The following is a 19,051-nucleotide window of genomic DNA, read 5'->3' as shown; positions in this document are numbered from 1 at the left end:
GTGGAGAACCTGATTGCGCTGCTCGTCGCGGCGCCTCTGCTCGGAGCGGCGGTCCTGCTCTGCGGCGGCCGACGACTCGACCGCTCCGGACACTGGATCGGCACCCTGCTCGCCGCCGTGTCCTTCGTCATCGGCGCGGTGCTCTTCACCGACATGCTGGGGCGGGCCGCCGACGAACGGGCCCTGCACCAGAAGCTGTTCAGCTGGATCCCGGTCGAGGGCTTCCGGGCCGACGTGGCCTTCCAGCTCGACCAGCTGTCGATGACCTTCGTGCTGCTGATCACCGGCGTCGGCACCCTGATCCACCTCTACTCGGTCGGCTACATGGCGCACGACGAGCGCCGGCGCCGCTTCTTCGCCTATCTGAACCTGTTCCTCGCGGCGATGCTGTTGCTGGTCCTCGCCGACAACTACCTGCTGCTGTACGCCGGCTGGGAAGGCGTCGGCCTGGCGTCGTACCTGCTGATCGGCTTCTGGCAGCACAAGCCCAGCGCGGCCACCGCCGCCAAGAAGGCGTTCCTGGTCAACCGGGTCGGCGACATGGGCCTGTCGATCGCGATCATGCTGATGTTCACCACCTTCGGCACGTTCGCGTTCGGCCCCGTCCTGGCGGCGACGGGGGAGACCGGTGAGGGCAAGCTGACGGCGATCGGCCTGATGCTGCTGCTCGCCGCCTGCGGCAAGTCGGCCCAGGTGCCGCTCCAGTCCTGGCTCGGCGACGCGATGGAGGGCCCGACCCCGGTCTCCGCGCTCATCCACGCCGCGACCATGGTGACCGCGGGCGTCTACCTCATCGTCCGCTCGGCCGCGATCTTCGACGCCGCGCCCGACGCGCAACTGGTCGTGGTGATCGTCGGCGCGGTCACGCTCCTGTTCGGTGCGATCGTCGGTTGCGCCAAGGACGACATCAAGAAGGCCCTCGCCGGTTCGACGATGTCGCAGATCGGCTACATGGTGCTCGCCGCGGGCCTCGGCCCGATCGGCTACGTCTTCGCGATCATGCACCTGGTGACGCACGGCTTCTTCAAGGCCGGGCTCTTCCTCGGCGCCGGTTCCGTCATGCACGGCATGAACGACGAGGTCGACATGCGCAAGTACGGCGGCCTGCGCAAGCACATGCCGGTCACCTTCGTCACCTTCGGCCTCGGCTATCTGGCGATCATCGGCTTCCCGGGACTTTCCGGCTTCTTCTCCAAGGACAAGATCATCGAGGCGGCCTTCGCGAAGGGCGGCGCCGAGGGCTGGATCCTCGGCTCGGTCGCCCTGCTGGGCGCCGCGATCACCGCGTTCTACATGACGCGCGTGATGCTGCTGACCTTCTTCGGCGAGAAGCGCTGGCAGCCGGACGCGGACGGAAACGAGCCGCGCCCGCACGAGTCCCCGAGGTCGATGACCATCCCCATGATCGTCCTGGCCTTCGGGTCGGTCTTCGCGGGCGGCCTGTTCTCCGTCGGCGACCGCTTCCTGAAGTGGCTGGAGCCGGTCACCGGCCACAGCCACGGACATGCGCCGGTCAGTGCCACGACCGTCACGGCGGCCACCATGGTGGTGCTCGCCGTCGGCGTCGCCATCGCCTGGGCGATGTACGGGCGCAAGCCGGTCCCGGTCACTGCCCCGCGCGGCTCGCTGCTCACCCGGGCGGCCCGCCGCGACCTGCTCCAGGACGACTTCAACCACGTGGTCCTGGTCCGCGGCGGCGAGCACCTCACCCGCTCCCTGGTGTACGTCGACCACACCCTGGTCGACGGCGTGGTCAACGGCACGGCCGCCACGATGGGCGGGCTCTCCGGCCGGCTGCGCAAGCTGCAGAACGGCTACGCCCGCTCCTACGCGGTCTCGATGTTCGGCGGTACGGCGATCCTCATCGCCGCGACCCTGCTGATGAGGGCGGTCTGATCACCATGTCCTTTCCCCTCCTGACAGCGACGGCGGCGCTCCCGGCGATCGGCGCGATCGCCACCGCCGCCGTCCCGGCCGCCCGGCGCACCGCCGCCAAATGGACGGCGCTGGTGTTCTCGCTGGCCACGCTCGTCCTGGCGGGCGTCGCGCTCGCCCGGTTCGAGCCCGGCGGCGACCGCTACCAGCTCACCGAATCGCACGCCTGGATCAAGGACTTCGGCGTCCGGTACGAACTGGGCGTGGACGGTATCGGGGTGGCGCTCATCGCGCTCACCGCCCTGCTCATCCCGTTCATCGTCCTGGCGGGCTGGCACGACGCCGACCCCCTGGTGACGAAGTCCTCGCGCTGGCGCCCCACCCAGGGCTTCTTCGCCCTGATCCTGATGGTCGAGGCGATGGTGATCCTCTCCTTCGAGGCCACCGACGTCTTCCTCTTCTACGTCCTCTTCGAGGCCATGCTCATCCCGATGTACTTCCTCATCGGCGGCTTCGGGGACCGGGCGCACACGGGCAGCGACGAGAACGCGGCGGCGCAGCGCTCGTACGCGGCGGTGAAGTTCCTCCTCTACAACCTGGTCGGCGGGCTGATCATGCTGGCCGCGGTGATCGGGCTCTATGTGGTCGCGGGGACGTTCTCGCTCTCCGAGATCGCCGAGGCCCGTGCCAACGGCTCGTTCTCCATGGCGACGAGCACGGAGCGCTGGCTGTTCCTCGGGTTCTTCTTCGCCTTCGCGGTGAAGGCCCCGCTGTGGCCGCTGCACACCTGGCTGCCCAACGCGATGGGCGAGGCGACCGCCCCGGTCGCCGTCCTGATCACCGCGGTCGTCGACAAGGTCGGCACGTTCGCGATGCTCCGCTTCTGCCTCCAGCTCTTCCCGGAGGCCAGCAAGTGGGCGACGCCGGTGATCGTCGTCCTGGCCCTGGTCAGCATCGTGTACGGGGCGTTGCTCGCCGTCGGCCAGCGCGACATCAAGCGGCTGATCGCCTACGCGTCGATCTCGCACTTCGGCTTCATCGTCCTGGGCATCTTCGCGATGACCAGCCAGGGCCAGTCCGGCGCCACGCTCTACATGGTCAACCACGGGATCTCGACCGCCGCGCTGATGCTGGTGGCGGGCTTCCTGATCACCCGGCGCGGTTCGCGGCTCATCGCCGACTACGGCGGGGTGCAGAAGGTGGCGCCCGTCCTGGCCGGCACGTTCCTGATCGGCGGTCTGGCCACCCTGTCGCTGCCCGGGCTCGCCCCGTTCGTCAGCGAGTTCCTGGTCCTGGTCGGCACGTTCAGCGTGTACCCGGCGGCGGGCGTCATCGCCACGACCGGCATCGTGCTCGCCGCGCTCTACGTCCTCGTCCTCTACCAGCGGACGATGACCGGCCCGGTGAAGGCGGAGGTCAAGGGCATGGCGGACCTCAAGGTCCGCGAGATGGCGGTGGTCCTGCCGCTGATCGCGCTGCTGCTGTTTCTGGGGGTCTACCCGAAGCCGCTGACCGAGATCGTCAACCCGGCGGTGCAGCACACCATGTCGGACGTCCAGAAGAAGGACCCCCAGCCTGAGGTGGAGGCCGCCAAGTGAGCGCAACAGCTGTCCACAGCCTGTGGGCGACGGCGGGCGGGGTGACGTCGGCCGCCCCGGGCGAGAAGTTCCAGGCACCCGTCATCGAGTACACCCAGCTCATGCCGGTCCTGATCGTGATCGGCGCGGCCGTCGTCGGCGTGCTCGTCGAGGCGTTCGTGCCGCGCCGGTCCCGCTACTACACACAGGTCTTCCTGACCGTCGTCGCCCTCGCCGCCTCCTTCGCCGCGATCATCGGCCTCGCGGCCGGGGGACACGGCACGACGAAGGCGGGCGTCGTGGCGATGGGCGCCATCGCGATCGACGGCCCGACGCTGTTCCTGCAGGGCACCATCCTGCTGACCGCGCTGGTCGCCGTCTTCACCTTCGCGGAGCGCCGGCTCGACCCCGCCTCGCACGGCGATGGGGTATCCCCTGCTCGAACGAAGCTGAGAGCTTGGGGAAGGGTGGACTCCTTCGCCGCGCAGGCCGCGTCGGTCCCCGGCAGCGACAGCGAGAAGGCCGCGGTCCGGGCCGGGTTCACCACCACCGAGGTCTTCCCGCTGGTCCTCTTCTCGGTGGCGGGCATGCTGGTCTTCCCGGCGGCCAACGACCTGCTGACGCTGTTCGTGGCCCTGGAGGTCTTCTCCCTCCCGCTCTACCTGCTGTGCGCCGTCGCCCGCCGCAAGCGGCTGATGTCGCAGGAGGCGGCGGTGAAGTACTTCCTGCTCGGTGCCTTCTCGTCGGCCTTCCTGCTGTTCGGGATCGCCCTGCTCTACGGGTACGCGGGCTCCGTCTCGTACGCCGAGATCGCGCACGTGGTCGAGGGCTCCGTCACGAAGGTCGACCCGGCGCTCGCCGCCACCATGGGCAACGACGCGCTGCTGCTGATCGGCGGGGCGCTGATCCTGACCGGTCTGCTCTTCAAGGTCGGCGCCGTCCCGTTCCACATGTGGACCCCGGACGTCTACCAGGGCGCACCGACCCCGGTCACCGGGTTCATGGCCGCGGCCACGAAGGTCGCCGCGTTCGGCGCGCTGCTGCGTCTGCTGTACGTGGTGCTGCCGGGCCTCACCTGGGACTGGCGGCCGGTCATGTGGGCCGTCGCGATCGTCACGATGCTGGGCGGTGCGATCGTCGCCATCACTCAGACCGACATCAAGCGGCTGCTCGCCTACTCGTCGATCGCGCACGCCGGGTTCATCCTCGCCGGTGTCATCGCGGCCACCCCGGACGGCGTCTCGTCGGTCCTCTTCTACCTGGGCGCGTACTCCTTCGTGACGGTCGGCGCGTTCGCCGTCGTCACCCTGGTGCGCGACGCGGGCGGCGAGGCGACGCACCTGTCGAAGTGGGCGGGGCTCGGACGCCGCTCCCCGCTGGTCGCGGCGGTCTTCGCGGTGTTCCTGCTGGCCTTCGCCGGTATCCCGCTCACCTCCGGGTTCTCCGGGAAGTTCGCCGTCTTCAAGGCGGCGGCGGACGGAGGCGCGGGCGGGCTGGTCGTGGTCGGTGTGATCTCGTCGGCGATCGCCGCGTTCTTCTACATCCGGGTCATCGTGCTGATGTTCTTCAGCGAGCCGAAGGCGGACGGCCCGACGGTCGCCGTCCCGTCCCCGCTGACGATGACGACGATCGCGGTCGGCGTCGCGGTCACGCTGGCGCTGGGCCTGGCCCCGCAGTACTTCCTGGACCTGGCGAGCCAGGCGGGGGTCTTCGTGAGGTAGCGCACACGCGCACGGCCGGCACCCCCGGCCGGGACGGCGCCGGACGGGCTCGAGAAGTCAAGCCCGTCCGGCGTTGTCGTACGCGGCGCCTATCGTGGCAGGGAGCGGTGGCGGCACGGCACGTGCGGCACCGGGGCCAGGCGGATGAGCACGACGGGCGGGACCATGGATGTGACCGAGAGCGAAGCACGGCGGACCCTGCACCGCGTGTTCGGGTACGAGGCGTTCCGCGGCGAGCAGGAAGCCGTCGTGGACCACGTGGTGGCGGGCGGCGACGCCGTCGTCCTCATGCCGACCGGTGGCGGGAAGTCCCTGTGCTACCAGATCCCGGCCCTGGTCAGGTCGGGTACGGGCGTGGTCGTCTCCCCGCTGATCGCCCTGATGCAGGACCAGGTCGACGCCTTGCGGGCGCTGGGCGTGCGGGCCGGTTTCATCAACTCCACGCAGGACTTCGACGAGCGCCGCTCGATGGAGGCGCAGTTCCTCGCGGGCGAGCTGGACGTGCTCTACCTGGCCCCCGAGCGTCTCCGGCTGGACTCCACGCTGGGCCTGCTCGCGCGGGGCGAGATCTCCGTCTTCGCGATCGACGAGGCGCACTGCGTCGCCCAGTGGGGCCACGACTTCCGCCCCGACTACCTGGCCCTCTCGGTCCTCGGGGAGCGCTGGCCCGGCGTCCCGCGGATCGCCCTGACGGCCACCGCGACGAACGCCACGCACGAGGAGATCATCCGGCGCCTGGGCATGCCCGACGCCAAGCACTTCGTCGCCAGTTTCGACCGGCCCAACATCCAGTACCGGATCGTGTCCAAGGCCGATCCGAAGAAGCAGCTGCTGTCCTTCCTCAAGGAGGAGCACGCAGGGGACGCGGGCATCGTCTACTGCCTGTCGCGCAACGCGACCGAGAAGACCGCCGAGTACCTGTGCCGCAACGGCATCGAGGCCGTCCCGTACCACGCGGGTCTGGACGCGGGCACGCGCGCCGCGCACCAGTCCCGGTTCCTGCGCGAGGAGGGCCTGGTCGTCGTCGCGACCATCGCCTTCGGCATGGGCATCGACAAGCCGGACGTCCGTTTCGTCGCCCACCTCGACCTGCCGAAGTCGGTCGAGGGCTACTACCAGGAGACCGGCCGCGCGGGCCGTGACGGGCTGCCGTCCACGGCGTGGATGGCCTACGGGCTCCAGGACGTCGTCCAGCAGCGCAAGCTCATCCAGGGCGGCGAGGGCGACGAGGCGTTCCGCCGCCGCGCCGCCTCCCACCTCGACGCGATGCTGGCCCTGTGCGAGACGGCCCGGTGCCGCCGCGGCCAACTGCTGCGGTACTTCGGCCAGGAGCCCGGCGCCGCAGCCTGCGGCAACTGCGACACCTGCCTCACCCCGCCGGAGACCTGGGACGGCACGGTGGCCGCGCAGAAGCTGCTGTCGACGGTGGTACGGCTGAAGCGGGAGCGTGGGCAGAAGTTCGGCGCGGGCCAGATCACCGACATCCTGCTCGGCCGCAAGACCGCGAAGATCATCCAGTTCGACCACGACCAGCTCTCGGTCTTCGGCATCGGCGGTGAGCTGTCCGAGGCCGAATGGCGTGGAGTCGTACGGCAGTTGCTCGCCCAGGGCCTGATCGCGGTCGAAGGCGAGTACGGCACGCTGGTGCTGACGGAGGAGAGCGGCGCGGTCCTCGGGGGGCAGCGCCAGGTGCCGCTGCGCAAGGAGGCGGCGAAGCCCGCCTCGCGTTCCGGCTCCGCGAAGGGCGAACGCAAGGCGAAGTCCTCGCAGGCCGCCGCCGAGCTGGCGCCGGAGGCCGTCCCCGTCTTCGAGGCGCTGCGGGCCTGGCGCGGGGGCCGGGCGAAGGAGCAGGGCGTCCCGGCGTACGTCATCTTCCACGACGCGACGCTGCGCGAGATCGCGACGGTGCGGCCGGACTCGGTGGCCGCGCTCGGCGGCATCAGCGGCCTGGGCGAGAAGAAGCTGGCGACGTACGGGGAGGGGGTGCTGGAGGTGCTGGCGGAGTTCACGGGCGCGCCGGACGCGGCGGGCGCGCCGGACGCGGCGGCGGGGCCGCGGCAGGACGCGTTTTCGCAGGCCGGTCCGACGGCGGACCCGGGACCCGCGACGGGGTCCGGCCCGGCCGCGCCCGCCCCGGTCCCGGCTCCGGCCGCTCCCGCGCGGGCCGCTTCGACCCCGGCCGCTTCGGCCGCGCACGACGACCCGGGATTCGACTGGGACGAGGAGCCGCCGCCCGAGTACGAGTGAGCCGGGCGGGGCGGCGGCGGCGGGGCTACTCCGGGGCCGCCGCCCGGCGGCGCGCGGTGATCGCGGTGAGGTCGAGATCGACCGGGAAGGGGACGGAGACCTTCATCCGGTCGTGGAAGATGCCGGTGGATGTGTAGGTCCCGGTCGACGGCTCCAACTCGAAGACGTAGACCACCACCCTGCCGTCGTGGTTTTCCACTCGCCAGTAGTGAGGGATCCTCGCCCGCGAGTACTTCACAGGCTTGGTCTCCCGGTCCCGGGTCAGGGACTCGTCGGACACGACCTCGACCGCCAGCAGCACCGCCTCTGCAGGGAACCGTGTCTGCCGCAGACTCTCGACCGCGTCCGCCCGCACGACGACCACATCGGGTTCGGGCCGGTTCTGCCAGTCGACGTCGATGGTGAATTCGCGAAAGACTTCCAGGTCGAGCGGCGCGAGCGATTGCAGCTGCCACTTGAGGTAGTCGATCGCGCGCTCGTGGAATACGGTCTGCGGACTCACGAAAACGAGGCTCCCGTCGATCAGCTCCGTGTGCGGAGGCAGATTCGGGAGTGTGTCCAGGTCATCGGCGGTCCAGCCGCCCACGGGCGGAACCGCCCACCTCGGCTCGTTGGCCCCGGGTTCGACGCTCATCAGTGCTCCCATGCGCGGAGTCTCGCGGGTCTGTCCAGCGTATCGACCAGAAACCCATTCGGGACCGCGCGAACGAATGAACCCGTCGGGAGACATCGACGGCCGTGACCCTCGCGAGGGTCACGGCCGTCAATGCGTACGTCACGCGGACGGAACGATCCGCCCCGTCACCTCGCCGAGGCCCACCCGGGTGCCGTCCGGTCCCGGGGCCCAGGCCGTCATCGTGACCGTGTCGCCGTCCTCCAGGAACGTCCGCTTGCCGTCGGGGAGGTCCAGCGGGTCGCGGCCGTTCCAGGTCAGCTCCAGGAGCGAGCCGCGCAGGCCGGGCTCGGCGCCGCTGACCGTGCCGGAGCCGTACAGGTCGCCGGTGCGCAGCGACGCGCCGTTCACCGTCATCTGGGCCAGCATCTGGGCCGGGGTCCAGTACATGGTGGCGAACGGCGGCTCGGAGACGGTCTGCCCGTTGATCGCGACGGAGATCCGCAGGTCCAGCCCGCCGTCCTGCTCCTCGCCGCCGTCCTGCAGATAGGGCAGGAGCGGGAAGTCCCGGGCGGGGGGCGCGGTCCAGGCCGCCTCCAGGGCCTCCAGCGGGGTCACCCACGCCGACACGGACGTGGCGAAGGACTTGCCGAGGAACGGGCCGAGCGGCACGTACTCCCACGCCTGGATGTCCCGCGCCGACCAGTCGTTGAGCAGCGAGAGCCCGAAGACGTGCTCGCGGAAGTCGCCGAGCGGGACCGGGCGGCCGTGCTCGGAGCCGACGCCGACGACGAACCCGACCTCGGCCTCGATGTCCAGCTTGACGGACGGACCGAAGACCGGGGCCGCGTCGGTGGGCGCCTTGCGCTGGCCGGACGGGCGCACCACGTCCGTTCCGGAGACCACGACGGTGCCCGACCGGCCGTGGTAACCGATCGGGAGGTGCTTCCAGTTGGGCGTCAGCGGGTCGCCGTTCGGCCGGAAGATCTTCCCGACGTTGGTGGCGTGGTGCTCGCTCGCGTAGAAGTCGACGTAGTCCGCGACCCGGTAGGGGAGGTGCAGCGTGACGGACTCGACGGGGTGCAGCAGCGGTTCGATGTCCGGGCGGTGCGCCGGGACCGTCACCCACGCGGTCAGGGCCCGCCGGACGTCCCGCCAGGCGGTGCGGCCCGCGGCCAGCAGCGCGGTCAGGTCCGGCTGGGCGAGGAGCCGCGCGTAGGGGGAGCCGAGCGCGTGTGCGGCGGCCCCGGCGTCCAGCACGTGGTCGCCGATGCGGACGCCGACCCGGCGGTCCTCGGGGTGGCCGGGGGTGGAGAACACACCGTACGGAAGGTTGTGCGGGCCGAAGGGGTCGCCCTCGGCCAGATCGAGCGGGCTGCTCTGCTCGGGCATGTGTTGCCGCCTCGCTTTCCAGGTCGCTTGGGGGACACGTTACGTCGGTGCCGCCGCCCGTGGGAGTGTCCCGAGGGTGTCCCAACTGTCCGCGAGGACCGGAAAGTTCCGCCGTGCCCCGGGGGTACGGGGCTCGGCGGAAGCTCTCGTCGGCGGCGCCGGGCCCGCGCGCTCGGCAGGGCTCGTGTACTCGGCGGGGCCCGTGCGCTCAGCCGGCCGTGCGCGGGATCCGCTTCTCCCAGGTGCGGTGGAAGACGACCTCGCCGCCGTCCCGGCACACCACCTCGTCGGACGTGATGAAGTCGGTGGCGTCCGCGCTGATCTCGGAGCGGGTCTCGATCCGCACGTCCCAGGCCATCTCGGGCCGGTGCAGCCGGATCGACCAGTCGGAACGGGTGCGCGCCGAGAGCGGGTCGTCCTCCTGGATCGTGTACGTCTCCAGGGCGTCCTCGGTGAACTCCAGGCCGTCCGGGTAGACGCGGGTGCCGCCGTAGCGCGGGTCGACCTCCAGCCGCCACTCGCCCGTGGCGACGTCGCGCACCACCAGGCGCTCGGGACGCTGCCGCCCGTCCAGCTGCACCGGCTGGACGACGCCCAGCGGCGGGGACTGTTCCGGTTCCTCGAACCGGATCTCCGGGTCCTCGGTGTGCCGGCGCACCGGCAGTTCGAGGAAGCTGCCGTCGGCGTCCAGGGTGAAGCCCACCGACCCCGGCTGCGGCCAGATCCACGGCCAGTACGTGGAGGAGACCGCGAGCCTGATCCGGTGGCCGGGCGGGAAGGTGTGCCCGATGCCGTTCAGCTCGAAGCCCACGTCCTCGGTCGCCCCGGCCGGCCACTCCACCGCGCGGTCGCGGCCCTGCCGGGCGGAGAGGTTCAGCGCGCCGCGGGTGACCAGCGTGGACGAGCCGTCCGGCGCCACGTCGCAGAGCCGGGCGATCGCCTGCCCGCGCGGCGCGTCCATGCGCAGGCGCAGCCTCACCCGCGGCCGGCCCAGGATCTCGATCGGGGCGTCCTCGACCGGGAACTCGAAGCACACCGACGCGGCGTCCTCGTCGCGCTGGTCCGGCGGCAGGTCGGCGTCGTTGCCGAACGGGAAGAACCGTCCCGCGTCCAGCCCGGTGCGCTGCGGCGAGTCGACGATCTGCGGGCCGCCCCGGAGGGCGTAGGCGACGGTCGACACGTTCGGGGACGGCCAGACGCCGTCCCCGACCCAGCGGCCGGGCAGCGTCTCGTACGTGGTGGCGGGCCGGTGCGACTCGCTGATCCAGGACCGCAGCAGCGGCTCGGCCATGACACCGGTGTCCTCGCCCTTGAGATGCTGGTCCCACCAGCGCAGCGTCTCCTGGAGGAAGCCGATCGCCGGTCCGGGCGGCAGCCCCCGGTCCGGGTACTGGTGCGACCAGGGGCCGATCAGCCCGCGCACCCGGCCCTGCGGCAGGTGTTCCACGAGCCGCAGGACGGTGTCGCGGTACGGGTCGTGCCAGCCGCCCACCGCGAGGACGGGGGCCTGGATCGCGGAGTAGTCCTCGCAGACGCTGCCGTGCTTCCAGTAGTCGTCGCGGGTCTGGTGCGCCAGCCAGGTGTGGATGAACGGCTCGACGCCCTCCAGCCGCTTCAGCCACATGTCCTTCCAGCCCTCGCCGACCTGCGCCGGGTCCGGGGGCCGGCAGACGAAGGCCAGCATGGTCGCCGCCCAGGCGTGCATGTCGACGCCGAGGACCGAGCCGCCCATGTAGTGCACGTCGTTGTCGTAGCGGTCGTCGGTCGAGCAGACGGTGACGACCGCCTTCAGCGGCTCGGGGGCCAGGGCGGCGATCTGGAGCGAGTTGAACCCGCCCCAGGAGATGCCGAACATGCCGACCCGGCCGGAGCACCACTCCTGCTGGGCCAGCCAGTGGACGACGGCGACGCCGTCGGCCAGCTCCGTCGAGTCGTACTCGTCGCCCGGCATCCCCTCGCTGTTGCCGTGGCCGCGCACGTCCACCCGGACGGAGGCGTAGCCGTGGCCCGCGTACCAGGGGTGGCGCTGCCAGTCGCGCGGGGCCGTCCAGTCGCTCAGCCGGTACGGCAGGTACTCGAGGAGCGCGGGGACCGGCTCGTCGGTGACCGGCCGCCAGATCCGGGCGTAGAGCCGGGTGCCGTCCGGCAGCGGGACATGGACGTCCTCATGGGTGGTGTCGTACGGGAACGTGGTGCGGATGTGCATGGCGGTACCTCGGTCGACGGGGCGCGTGGCGCGTCGGTGGACGGGGGTGCGCGTGGTCTGTGCGTCGGCGCACGGGGCGCGTGTGGTGGTCAGCGGACGGGGTGCATGGTGCGCCTGAGCCAGGGGGCGGCGGCGATGACGGCCACCCCGGCCACCACCGCGATCGCGCCGTTGACACCGAAGTAGGCGGGGGTGGAGACCTCGCCGTACAACTTCACGACCTGGGCCTGGATGCCGTTGGCGAGGGCCAGCGAGAGGAACCAGAGCGCCATCGTCTGACCGGAGAACGCCTTGGGCGCGAGTTTCGTGGTCGCCGACATGCCGGAGGTCTCCAGCAGGATGTCGCCGAGCCCGAGCAGCAGGTACGAGCCGACGATCCACCAGGCGGCCATCCGGTACGTGTCGCCGGAGTGGCCGGACGTCGGCAGCACCATCACCAGGAACGACAGCCCGCCGAGGATCACGCCTATCGCGATCTTGTTGGAGGCGTGCGGCTGACGCGACCCCATCCGGGCCCAGACGGTAGCGACCACCGGGGCGAGCGCGACCTCGAAGGCGCCGAGCGCGGAGGCGTACCAGCCGGCCGGGAAGTGGAAGCCCAGGATCTCGGTGCGCGCGTTGGTCGACGCGAGCAGCATCATCGTCGAGTACGCCTGGAAGAGGATGAAGTTGAAGGCGACGGAGGCCAGGAACAGCACCACGTACGGGCGCAGCCTGCCGCGCTCCTCGGCGGTGACCCGCGGGCTGCGGAACATCACCACGAAGTACACGACCGGGGCGATCACCGAGACGAGGGTGAGCACGTCGACGAACCGGCCCATGGTGAGCCATCCCGCCAGGGACAGCGCGGTGGCGAGGACGGCGACGACGACCGCGCCGGCCGCGATCAGCCGTACGGCGCGCCGCATGGCCGGCGGCGCCAGCGCGAATTCGGCGCCGTGCTTTCGGCCGATCAGGTGACGTCGGCCCAGCACGTACTGGATCAGGCCGAGCGTCATGCCGACGGCGGCGGCGGAGAAGCCCCAGTGCCAGCTCGCGTGGTCGCCGAGCCAGCCGGTGACCAGCGGGCCCAGGAACGCGCCGATGTTGATGCCCATGTAGTACAGGGCGAACCCGGCGTCACGGCGCTCGTCGTCGGTGCGATACAGCTTGCCGACCATGGACGCCACATTGGGCTTGAGCAGACCCGTCCCGGCGCTGATCAGACCGAGGCCGGTCCAGGTCATGGCGTCGGAGGGCACCGCCATGGCGTAATGCCCGCAGGCGATGAGGATCCCGCCGTACAGCACGGCCCGGTACGAGCCGAGGATCCGGTCGGCCAGCCAGCCGCCGGCCACGGAGACCAGGTAGACCAGGGTGCCGTAGGCGGCCGAGACGGACGCCGCCGTGCCCGCCTCCATGCCCATGCCGCCCCGGGCGACGGTGTCCGCGAAGTACAGGACCAGAATCGCCTGCATGCCCAGGAACGAGAATCGCTCCCAGACCTCCAGGCCGGAGAGCGTCATCAGCCCCCGTGGCTGGCCGAAAAAGGCATGGTCGCCGCTGGGCGCGGACTGAGTCGGTTCGGTATCGGTTGTCGTGCGAGACAAAGGGAGTACTCCTGATCGTATGAGCTGATCCCGAACATACCGGCGGTGGCGGGAAGCCGCCCACGTTGATCCAAAGGGGACCGGATACGCTGAGTTGAGTGATGGCAGCGACACATCGACATTCCGTGTGATCGTCAGCAGACAGGAGATCCCCTCGTGACCGTCGTCGGGCCGTTCGGACTGAGCGTGCGGGACCACGCTCTTGAGGCCGATGTCCAGGCCGGTTTGGCTGCTGTCGAGTCCGGGCTGCTCGATGCCACCAAGAGCGGTGTGCCCTTCATCACGGAGGCCGCGCAGCATCTCGTACGCGCCGGGGGCAAGCGTTTCCGGCCACTGCTGGCGATGCTCGCCGCCCAGTTCGGAGACCCGGACGCGCCGGGCGTGGTGCCCGCCGCCGTCGTCGTGGAGCTGACCCACCTCGCGACGCTCTACCACGACGACGTGATGGACGAGGCGGACGTGCGGCGCGGCGTCGACAGCGCCAACAGCCGCTGGGGCAATTCGGTGGCCGTGCTGACCGGCGACTTCCTCTTCGCCCGTGCGTCGCACATACTGGCCGACCTCGGACCGGAGGCCGTGCGCATCCAGGCGGAGGCGTTCGAGCGGCTGGTCACCGGCCAGATCCTGGAGACCGCGGGCCCGGACGGCCGCGACCCGGTGGAGCACTACCTGGACGTGATGCGCGGCAAGACCGGCTCGCTGATCGCCGTGGCCTGCCGGTTCGGCGCGCTGATGGCCAGGGCGGACGATTCGGCCGTCGACATCCTCACCCAGTACGGGGAGCGGCTCGGCGTGGCCTTCCAGCTCGCCGACGACGTGCTCGACATCGCCTCCGACTCCCACGAGTCCGGCAAGACCCCCGGAACCGACCTGCGCGAGGGCATTCCCACCCTGCCGGTGCTCCATCTGCGGGCCCGGGCGGAGGCCGAGGGCAGGCCGGAGGACCTGGAGCTGGTCGAACTCCTCGACGGCGACCTGGGCGACGACGCCCGACACGCCGAGGTGCTGCGCAGGCTGCGCGCCCATCCGGCGCTGGAGCAGGCCCGGCGGGACACCGTCCGGTACGCGGAGGAGGCACGCCGGACGCTGTCCCCGCTGCCCGACTGCTATGCGAAGGCCGCGCTGGCGGAGATGTGCGAAGCGGTGGTGCACCGCGCCGGCTGAAAGCCGGGATGTGACAGGGCGCGCGACGGGTGATGCACGGCGCGCCGGGGCACGGCCCGTACGGGGCGCGCACCGGGCGCCGGGGCATGGCCTTCCCCGTGCCGGGCGCCGTGGCGCACCGCGCGCCCGCGGGCGCGTATGTCCTTGGTCATATGCCTGCCCCTACGGGTCGGGTGGGGTCGGTGCGAGCCCTGTCATACCGAAGAGGTAGGCGGAGTTGCTCCCCCGGGCTGACGCCTTCGCGCCGCCGATTTGGTCGGATGGAGTACATCCACTCCTGAACGAATCGGGTGAGAATGGCGGCGCGGAGTGGACGCGGGCATCCGGACGGAAGCCGCCGACCACGGAGGTAGGGCATACATGGCACCGAACGACAACGCGGCGACCGAGGGCGGGGCGGCGGACACCACGGTCCGCCGCAAGGCGGCACGCTACATCGTCCCGTTCGCTGTGGCGGGGGTGGCGGCCGCGACGATCGGGCTGGTCCCGGCACTCGCGAGCACGGGTGACCCCGATCTGCCGGAGATCACCGCACAGCAGCTCATCGAGAAGATCGCCGCTTCGGACACCCAGCAGCTCTCCGGCACGGTCCGGATCAGCACGGACCTCGGCCTTCCCTCGCTCGGCGGCCTGGCCGGCTCCTTCGCCCAGGGCGGCGCGCCCGGCGGCAAGGGCGGTTCGAGCGCCGACCCGCAGGAGAAGCTGACGGAGCTGGCGTCCGGCACGCACACCCTGCGGATCGCCGCCGACGGCCCCGACCGGCAGCGGGTCTCCATCCTGGAGAACGCGGCGGAGTACAGCCTGATCCGCAACGGCGACGAGGTCTGGGCGTACGACAGCGGCAGCAACCAGGCGTACCACGCCGGGGAGAAGCGCGGCGCGGCGGACGGGCACGGCGCTGCGGGCGAGCACGGGCGTCGGGCCCCGGCTCCCGGTTCCACCGTGCCGACCACGCCGAAGACGCTCGCCGAAGAGGTCCTGAAGGCGGCCGGCCCCACCACATCGGTGACGGTCGACGGCACGGCACGGGTCGCCGGGCGGGACGCGTACAAGCTGGTCGTCAAGCCGAAGCAGAGCGGTTCCACGGTCGGCTCGGTCACGGTCGCGGTCGACGCGAAGAACGGCGTGCCGCTCAAGTTCACCCTGCTGCCGAGCGGCGGTGGCAAGGCCATCGTCGACGCCGGGTTCACCCAGGTCGACTTCGCGAAGCCGGCCGCCTCCTCGTTCACGTTCACCCCGCCCAAGGGCGCCGAGGTGACCGAGGCGGACGACGCGAAGGCGCAGCGGAAGGCCGACGGGCCCCAGGGCCTCGGCCTCCTCCCGGGCGTCGGCGTACCCGGTGCCGGTGCCGAGGGCACCGACGGGATCGAGGGCGCCGAGGGGTTCGAGGAGCCGAAGGTCATCGGTGAGGGCTGGAACGCGATCGCCGAGATCACCGTTCCCGGCGGCACCGGGCTTCCCTCGAAGGCGTCGGGCGACGACATGCCGCCCGAGGCGCAGCAGTTCCTGGACGCGCTGGGCGACAAGGTCTCCGGCAAGTTCGGCTCGGGCACGGTCTTCAAGACCCGCCTGGTCAACGCGCTGATGACCGACAACGGCAAGGTGTACGTCGGCGCGGTCACGCCGGCCGCCCTGGTCGAGGCGGCCAACGGCGCCTCCTGACGCCGCGGGGCGCGGCACGCCGCCCCCGTCGCCGTTCCCCCGCCCCGTCGTACGCTCCGTACGGCGGGGCGGTCCGTCCGCACGTCCGGACCCGTCCGCACGGGCCCGCGCGCACAGCCGGGGCCGTCCGGTCCCGGTCCGCCGGTCCCGGTCGGCCCGACCGAGGGGAGCACGCATGACACGGCCCGGAAACACGCCCGAGCCGGGCCCGGTCATCGAGACACGGGGCCTCACCAAGCGCTACGGCGGCGGCAGGCCCGCCGTCGACGGCCTCGACCTCGCCGTCCCCGCGGGCAGCGTCTTCGGCTTCCTCGGCCCGAACGGCTCCGGCAAGACCACGACGATCCGGATGCTGATGGGCCTGATCGAGCCGACTTCCGGCACGGCCCAGGTGCTCGGCCGGGCCATGCCGGGCGCGGCCCGTACGGTGCTTCCGCAGGTCGGGGCGCTGATCGAGGGGCCCGCGCCGTACGGCTTCCTGAGCGGCCGGGACAATCTGCTGCGTTACGACTCCGCCGACCCGACCGCCGATCCGCGCACCCGCAGGGCCCGGGTCGGACAGGCCCTGGACCGGGTCGGTCTGGCCCCGGCGGCGGGGAAGAAGGCCAGGGCGTACTCGCTCGGCATGAAACAGCGCCTCGGTCTCGCGGCCGCCCTGCTCCGGCCGCGCCGTCTGCTCGTCCTCGACGAGCCGACCAACGGCCTCGACCCGCAGGGCATGCGCGAGATCCGCACCCTGGTCAGGGAACTGGCGGCGGACGGCACCACGGTCTTCCTCTCCTCCCACCTCCTCGACGAGATCGAGCAGGTCTGCACGCATGCCGCGGTGATGGCCGGCGGGCGGCTGGTCACGCAGGGCCCGGTCGCGGAGCTGGCGGCGGACGCCCGGGGCCGACTGGCCGTCACGACCCCCGACCCGGACGAGGCCGCCCGCGTCCTGAAGGTACGGGACCTCACCGGCATCACCGTCGACGGCGAGCGGGTGAGCGCCGACGCGCCACCGGGGGACGTCGAACTCGCGGACCTCAACGCGGCGCTGGTGCGTGCCGGTGTGCGCGTGCGGTCGTTCGGCGTCGAACGGGCGTCGCTGGAGGACGCCTTCGTCGCACTCACCGGAGAGGGATTCGATGTCGCGGGCTGAAGCAGGAACCGTACGCGCCAAAGCGGGCGAGGCCGCCGGGGTCGGGAAGACCACCGGAGCCGGTGGGACCACCGGGACCACCGGGATGACCGGGGCGGGCGGGACCACCGGGGCGCGCGGGCGGCTGTGGACGCTCGGACTCCTGCGTTCCGAACTGACCATCACCTTCCGCCGATGGCGCACCCTGGCCCTGCTCGGGGTGCTGGCCGCCGTTCCCGTGCTGATCGGGATCGCGGTGCGGATCGAGACCGGCCACGGTTCCTCGCCCGGGCCGGGCGACGGCGCGGGAGGGCCCGCGTTCCTCTCCCAGGTCACCAACAACGGCCTCTTCCTGGTCTTCGCCGCCCTCGCCGTGACGCTCCCGGTCTTCCTGCCGATGGCCGTCGGGGTCGTCGCGGGTGACTCGGTCGCCGGGGAGGCGGGCGCGGGCACGCTGCGCTATCTGCTGGTCGCCCCGGCGGGCCGGAGTCGCCTGCTGCTGACGAAATACGCCTCCGTCCTCACGTTCTGCCTGGTAGCGACCCTGGTCGTGGCGCTCTCGGCACTCGCCACGGGCGCCCTGCTCTTCCCCGTCGGCGATGTCACCACCATCTCGGGGACCCGGATCGGCTTCGGCGAGGGGCTGCTGAGGGCGGGGCTGATCGCGCTGGCGGTCGCGGCCTCGCTGATCGGTTTCGCGGCGCTCGGGGTGTTCGTGTCGACCCTCACCGGAAGCGGGATCGCGGCCATGGCCGCGACCGTGGGCCTGCTGATCACCGTGCAGATCGTCGACACGATCCCGCAGTTGAGCGGCGTCCACCCGTATCTCTTCCCGCACTACTGGATGTCGTACGCCGACCTGCTGCGCGCACCCGTCTACTGGGACGAGTTGGTCAAGAACCTGGGGCTTCAGGGCTTGTACGCGATGGTGTTCGGCTCGGCGGCCTGGGCCCGTTTCACGACGAAGGACATCACGTCCTGACGCATGGTGCGTCGAGTGCGAGTCATGGGACGCGGAACACCGCCTCGCACCGTCGGCCGGGCGAGCCGTCCCCCGATCGGCTCGTCGCGGCGCGAACGGTGCGAACGGTGCGAACAGCGGGAACGTTGCGACACGGCACGTTCCGTTTCCGCCTCAGCATTGTTCGACTTGTGGCGACGGACTGTCAACAAGGGTGGGTACGAACGCACCTATGCTCACCGAATGATCACATCGCCGAGTTCACTGCGCCGCAGCGAGAGATCACGACGGGCGATCCTGGAAGCCGCGCTCGAACTGTGCACGGAGAAGGGGTACGGCCGGGTCACCATCGAGGCGATCGCGGCGAGAGCGGGTGTCAGCAAGAAGACGATCTACCGCTGGTGGCCCGCGAAGAGCGCGGTGATCCTGGAGGCGTTCACCGACGCCCTGGTCGGCACCACGCCGTTCATCGACACCGGGGACATCGCCGCCGACCTGCGGGACAACCTGATGGGAGCGGTGCGGCTGCTGTCCACGCCGCCCTTCGGCCCCGCGTACGCCGGGATACTGTCCGAGGTCCATCACGACGACGGCCTGGCGGAGACGGTCAGGGCGAAGCTGGTCGACCCCCGCTTCGAGGAGGCGGTCGCCCGCCTGCGCCGCGCCCAGGCGCAGGGGCAGATCCCGGCCGACGCCGATCTGCCGCTGGCGGTGGAGATGCTGTACGGGCCGGTGTACTACCGCCACGTGCTGCGCAAGCCGGTGCCGGACGAGGAGACGATCGCGGCCCTGGTCACGCAGGTGCTGCGGGCGTTGGGGGCGCGGGCACCGGACGGGTTCGGGGTACCGGAGGGCGTCGGCTGAGGGGCGGGGCGGGAGGCGGCGCGGGACCGTGGGCCGGTTCCCGCGGTCGGGCCGCGCGGC

General features: G+C 71.4%; 13 protein-coding genes. 9 read left to right on the top strand and 4 right to left on the bottom strand.

The annotated features are described in order from the left end of the window. The 4 genes from nuoL to recQ all read left to right on the top strand — a co-directional run bounded on the left by nuoL (position 1) and on the right by recQ (position 7,420). Positions 1–1,896 (top strand): NADH-quinone oxidoreductase subunit L, encoded by a 1,896-nt coding sequence (gene nuoL, locus AMK22_RS15510; RefSeq protein WP_073785424.1) that lies wholly within the window; start codon positions 1–3, stop codon positions 1,894–1,896. Between the two features lie 5 nt (positions 1,897–1,901). Then, positions 1,902–3,473, top strand: coding sequence for an NADH-quinone oxidoreductase subunit M (locus AMK22_RS15505; protein WP_073785422.1), 1,572 nt, complete (start codon positions 1,902–1,904; stop codon positions 3,471–3,473). Beyond that, on the top strand, positions 3,470–5,173 hold the full coding sequence (gene nuoN / locus AMK22_RS15500; RefSeq protein ID WP_073785420.1) for an NADH-quinone oxidoreductase subunit NuoN: 1,704 nt from the start codon (positions 3,470–3,472) through the stop codon (positions 5,171–5,173). Before AMK22_RS15505 ends, nuoN begins: the two co-directional genes overlap by 4 nt. 144 nt (positions 5,174–5,317) lie before the next feature. After that, positions 5,318–7,420: a DNA helicase RecQ gene (gene recQ / locus AMK22_RS15495; protein ID WP_443333294.1), complete on the top strand. Its 2,103-nt coding sequence runs from the start codon at positions 5,318–5,320 to the stop codon at positions 7,418–7,420. A gap of 25 nt (positions 7,421–7,445) precedes the next feature. On the opposite strand, the gene AMK22_RS15490 is transcribed toward recQ, so the two are convergent. The 4 genes from AMK22_RS15490 to AMK22_RS15475 form a co-directional block, all read right to left on the bottom strand. Then, entirely contained in the window at positions 7,446–8,054 is a 609-nt protein-coding gene (locus AMK22_RS15490; RefSeq protein WP_073785676.1) for a Uma2 family endonuclease, read from the bottom strand. 141 nt (positions 8,055–8,195) lie between these two features. After that, the gene (gene fahA / locus AMK22_RS15485) at positions 8,196–9,425 is read right to left on the bottom strand and encodes a fumarylacetoacetase (RefSeq protein WP_073785416.1); all 1,230 of its coding nucleotides are present in this window, start codon (positions 9,423–9,425) and stop codon (positions 8,196–8,198) included. Between the two features lie 208 nt (positions 9,426–9,633). After that, positions 9,634–11,631, bottom strand: a complete 1,998-nt coding sequence (locus tag AMK22_RS15480; RefSeq protein WP_073785414.1) for a CocE/NonD family hydrolase — start codon at positions 11,629–11,631, stop codon at positions 9,634–9,636. Positions 11,632–11,720: 89 nt separating this feature from the next. Next, complete coding sequence (locus AMK22_RS15475) at positions 11,721–13,220, bottom strand: peptide MFS transporter (protein WP_073785412.1); 1,500 nt, start codon at positions 13,218–13,220, stop codon at positions 11,721–11,723. A 156-nt stretch (positions 13,221–13,376) separates the two neighbouring features. On the opposite strand from AMK22_RS15475, the gene AMK22_RS15470 reads away from it, so the two are divergent. The 5 genes from AMK22_RS15470 to AMK22_RS15450 all read left to right on the top strand — a co-directional run bounded on the left by AMK22_RS15470 (position 13,377) and on the right by AMK22_RS15450 (position 18,991). Beyond that, positions 13,377–14,384, top strand: coding sequence for a polyprenyl synthetase family protein (locus AMK22_RS15470; protein ID WP_073785410.1), 1,008 nt, complete (start codon positions 13,377–13,379; stop codon positions 14,382–14,384). A gap of 360 nt (positions 14,385–14,744) precedes the next feature. After that, a complete protein-coding gene (locus AMK22_RS15465; RefSeq protein WP_073785408.1) occupies positions 14,745–16,046 on the top strand; it encodes a LolA family protein in 1,302 nt (433 codons plus the stop codon). A gap of 175 nt (positions 16,047–16,221) precedes the next feature. Further along, the gene (locus tag AMK22_RS15460; RefSeq protein ID WP_073785406.1) at positions 16,222–17,187 is read left to right on the top strand and encodes an ABC transporter ATP-binding protein; all 966 of its coding nucleotides are present in this window, start codon (positions 16,222–16,224) and stop codon (positions 17,185–17,187) included. An 85-nt stretch (positions 17,188–17,272) separates the two neighbouring features. Continuing rightward, entirely contained in the window at positions 17,273–18,148 is an 876-nt protein-coding gene (locus AMK22_RS15455) for an ABC transporter permease (protein WP_073785674.1), read from the top strand. Positions 18,149–18,370: 222 nt separating this feature from the next. Further along, entirely contained in the window at positions 18,371–18,991 is a 621-nt protein-coding gene (locus tag AMK22_RS15450) for a TetR/AcrR family transcriptional regulator (RefSeq protein WP_073785404.1), read from the top strand. Positions 18,992–19,051: the final 60 nt, after the last annotated feature.

Source organism: Streptomyces sp. CB01580, assembly GCF_001905795.1.
Lineage (GTDB): Bacteria > Actinomycetota > Actinomycetes > Streptomycetales > Streptomycetaceae > Streptomyces.
The sequence above is the reverse complement of the archived record's forward strand: the minus strand, read 5'-3'. Positions and strand labels throughout refer to the sequence as shown.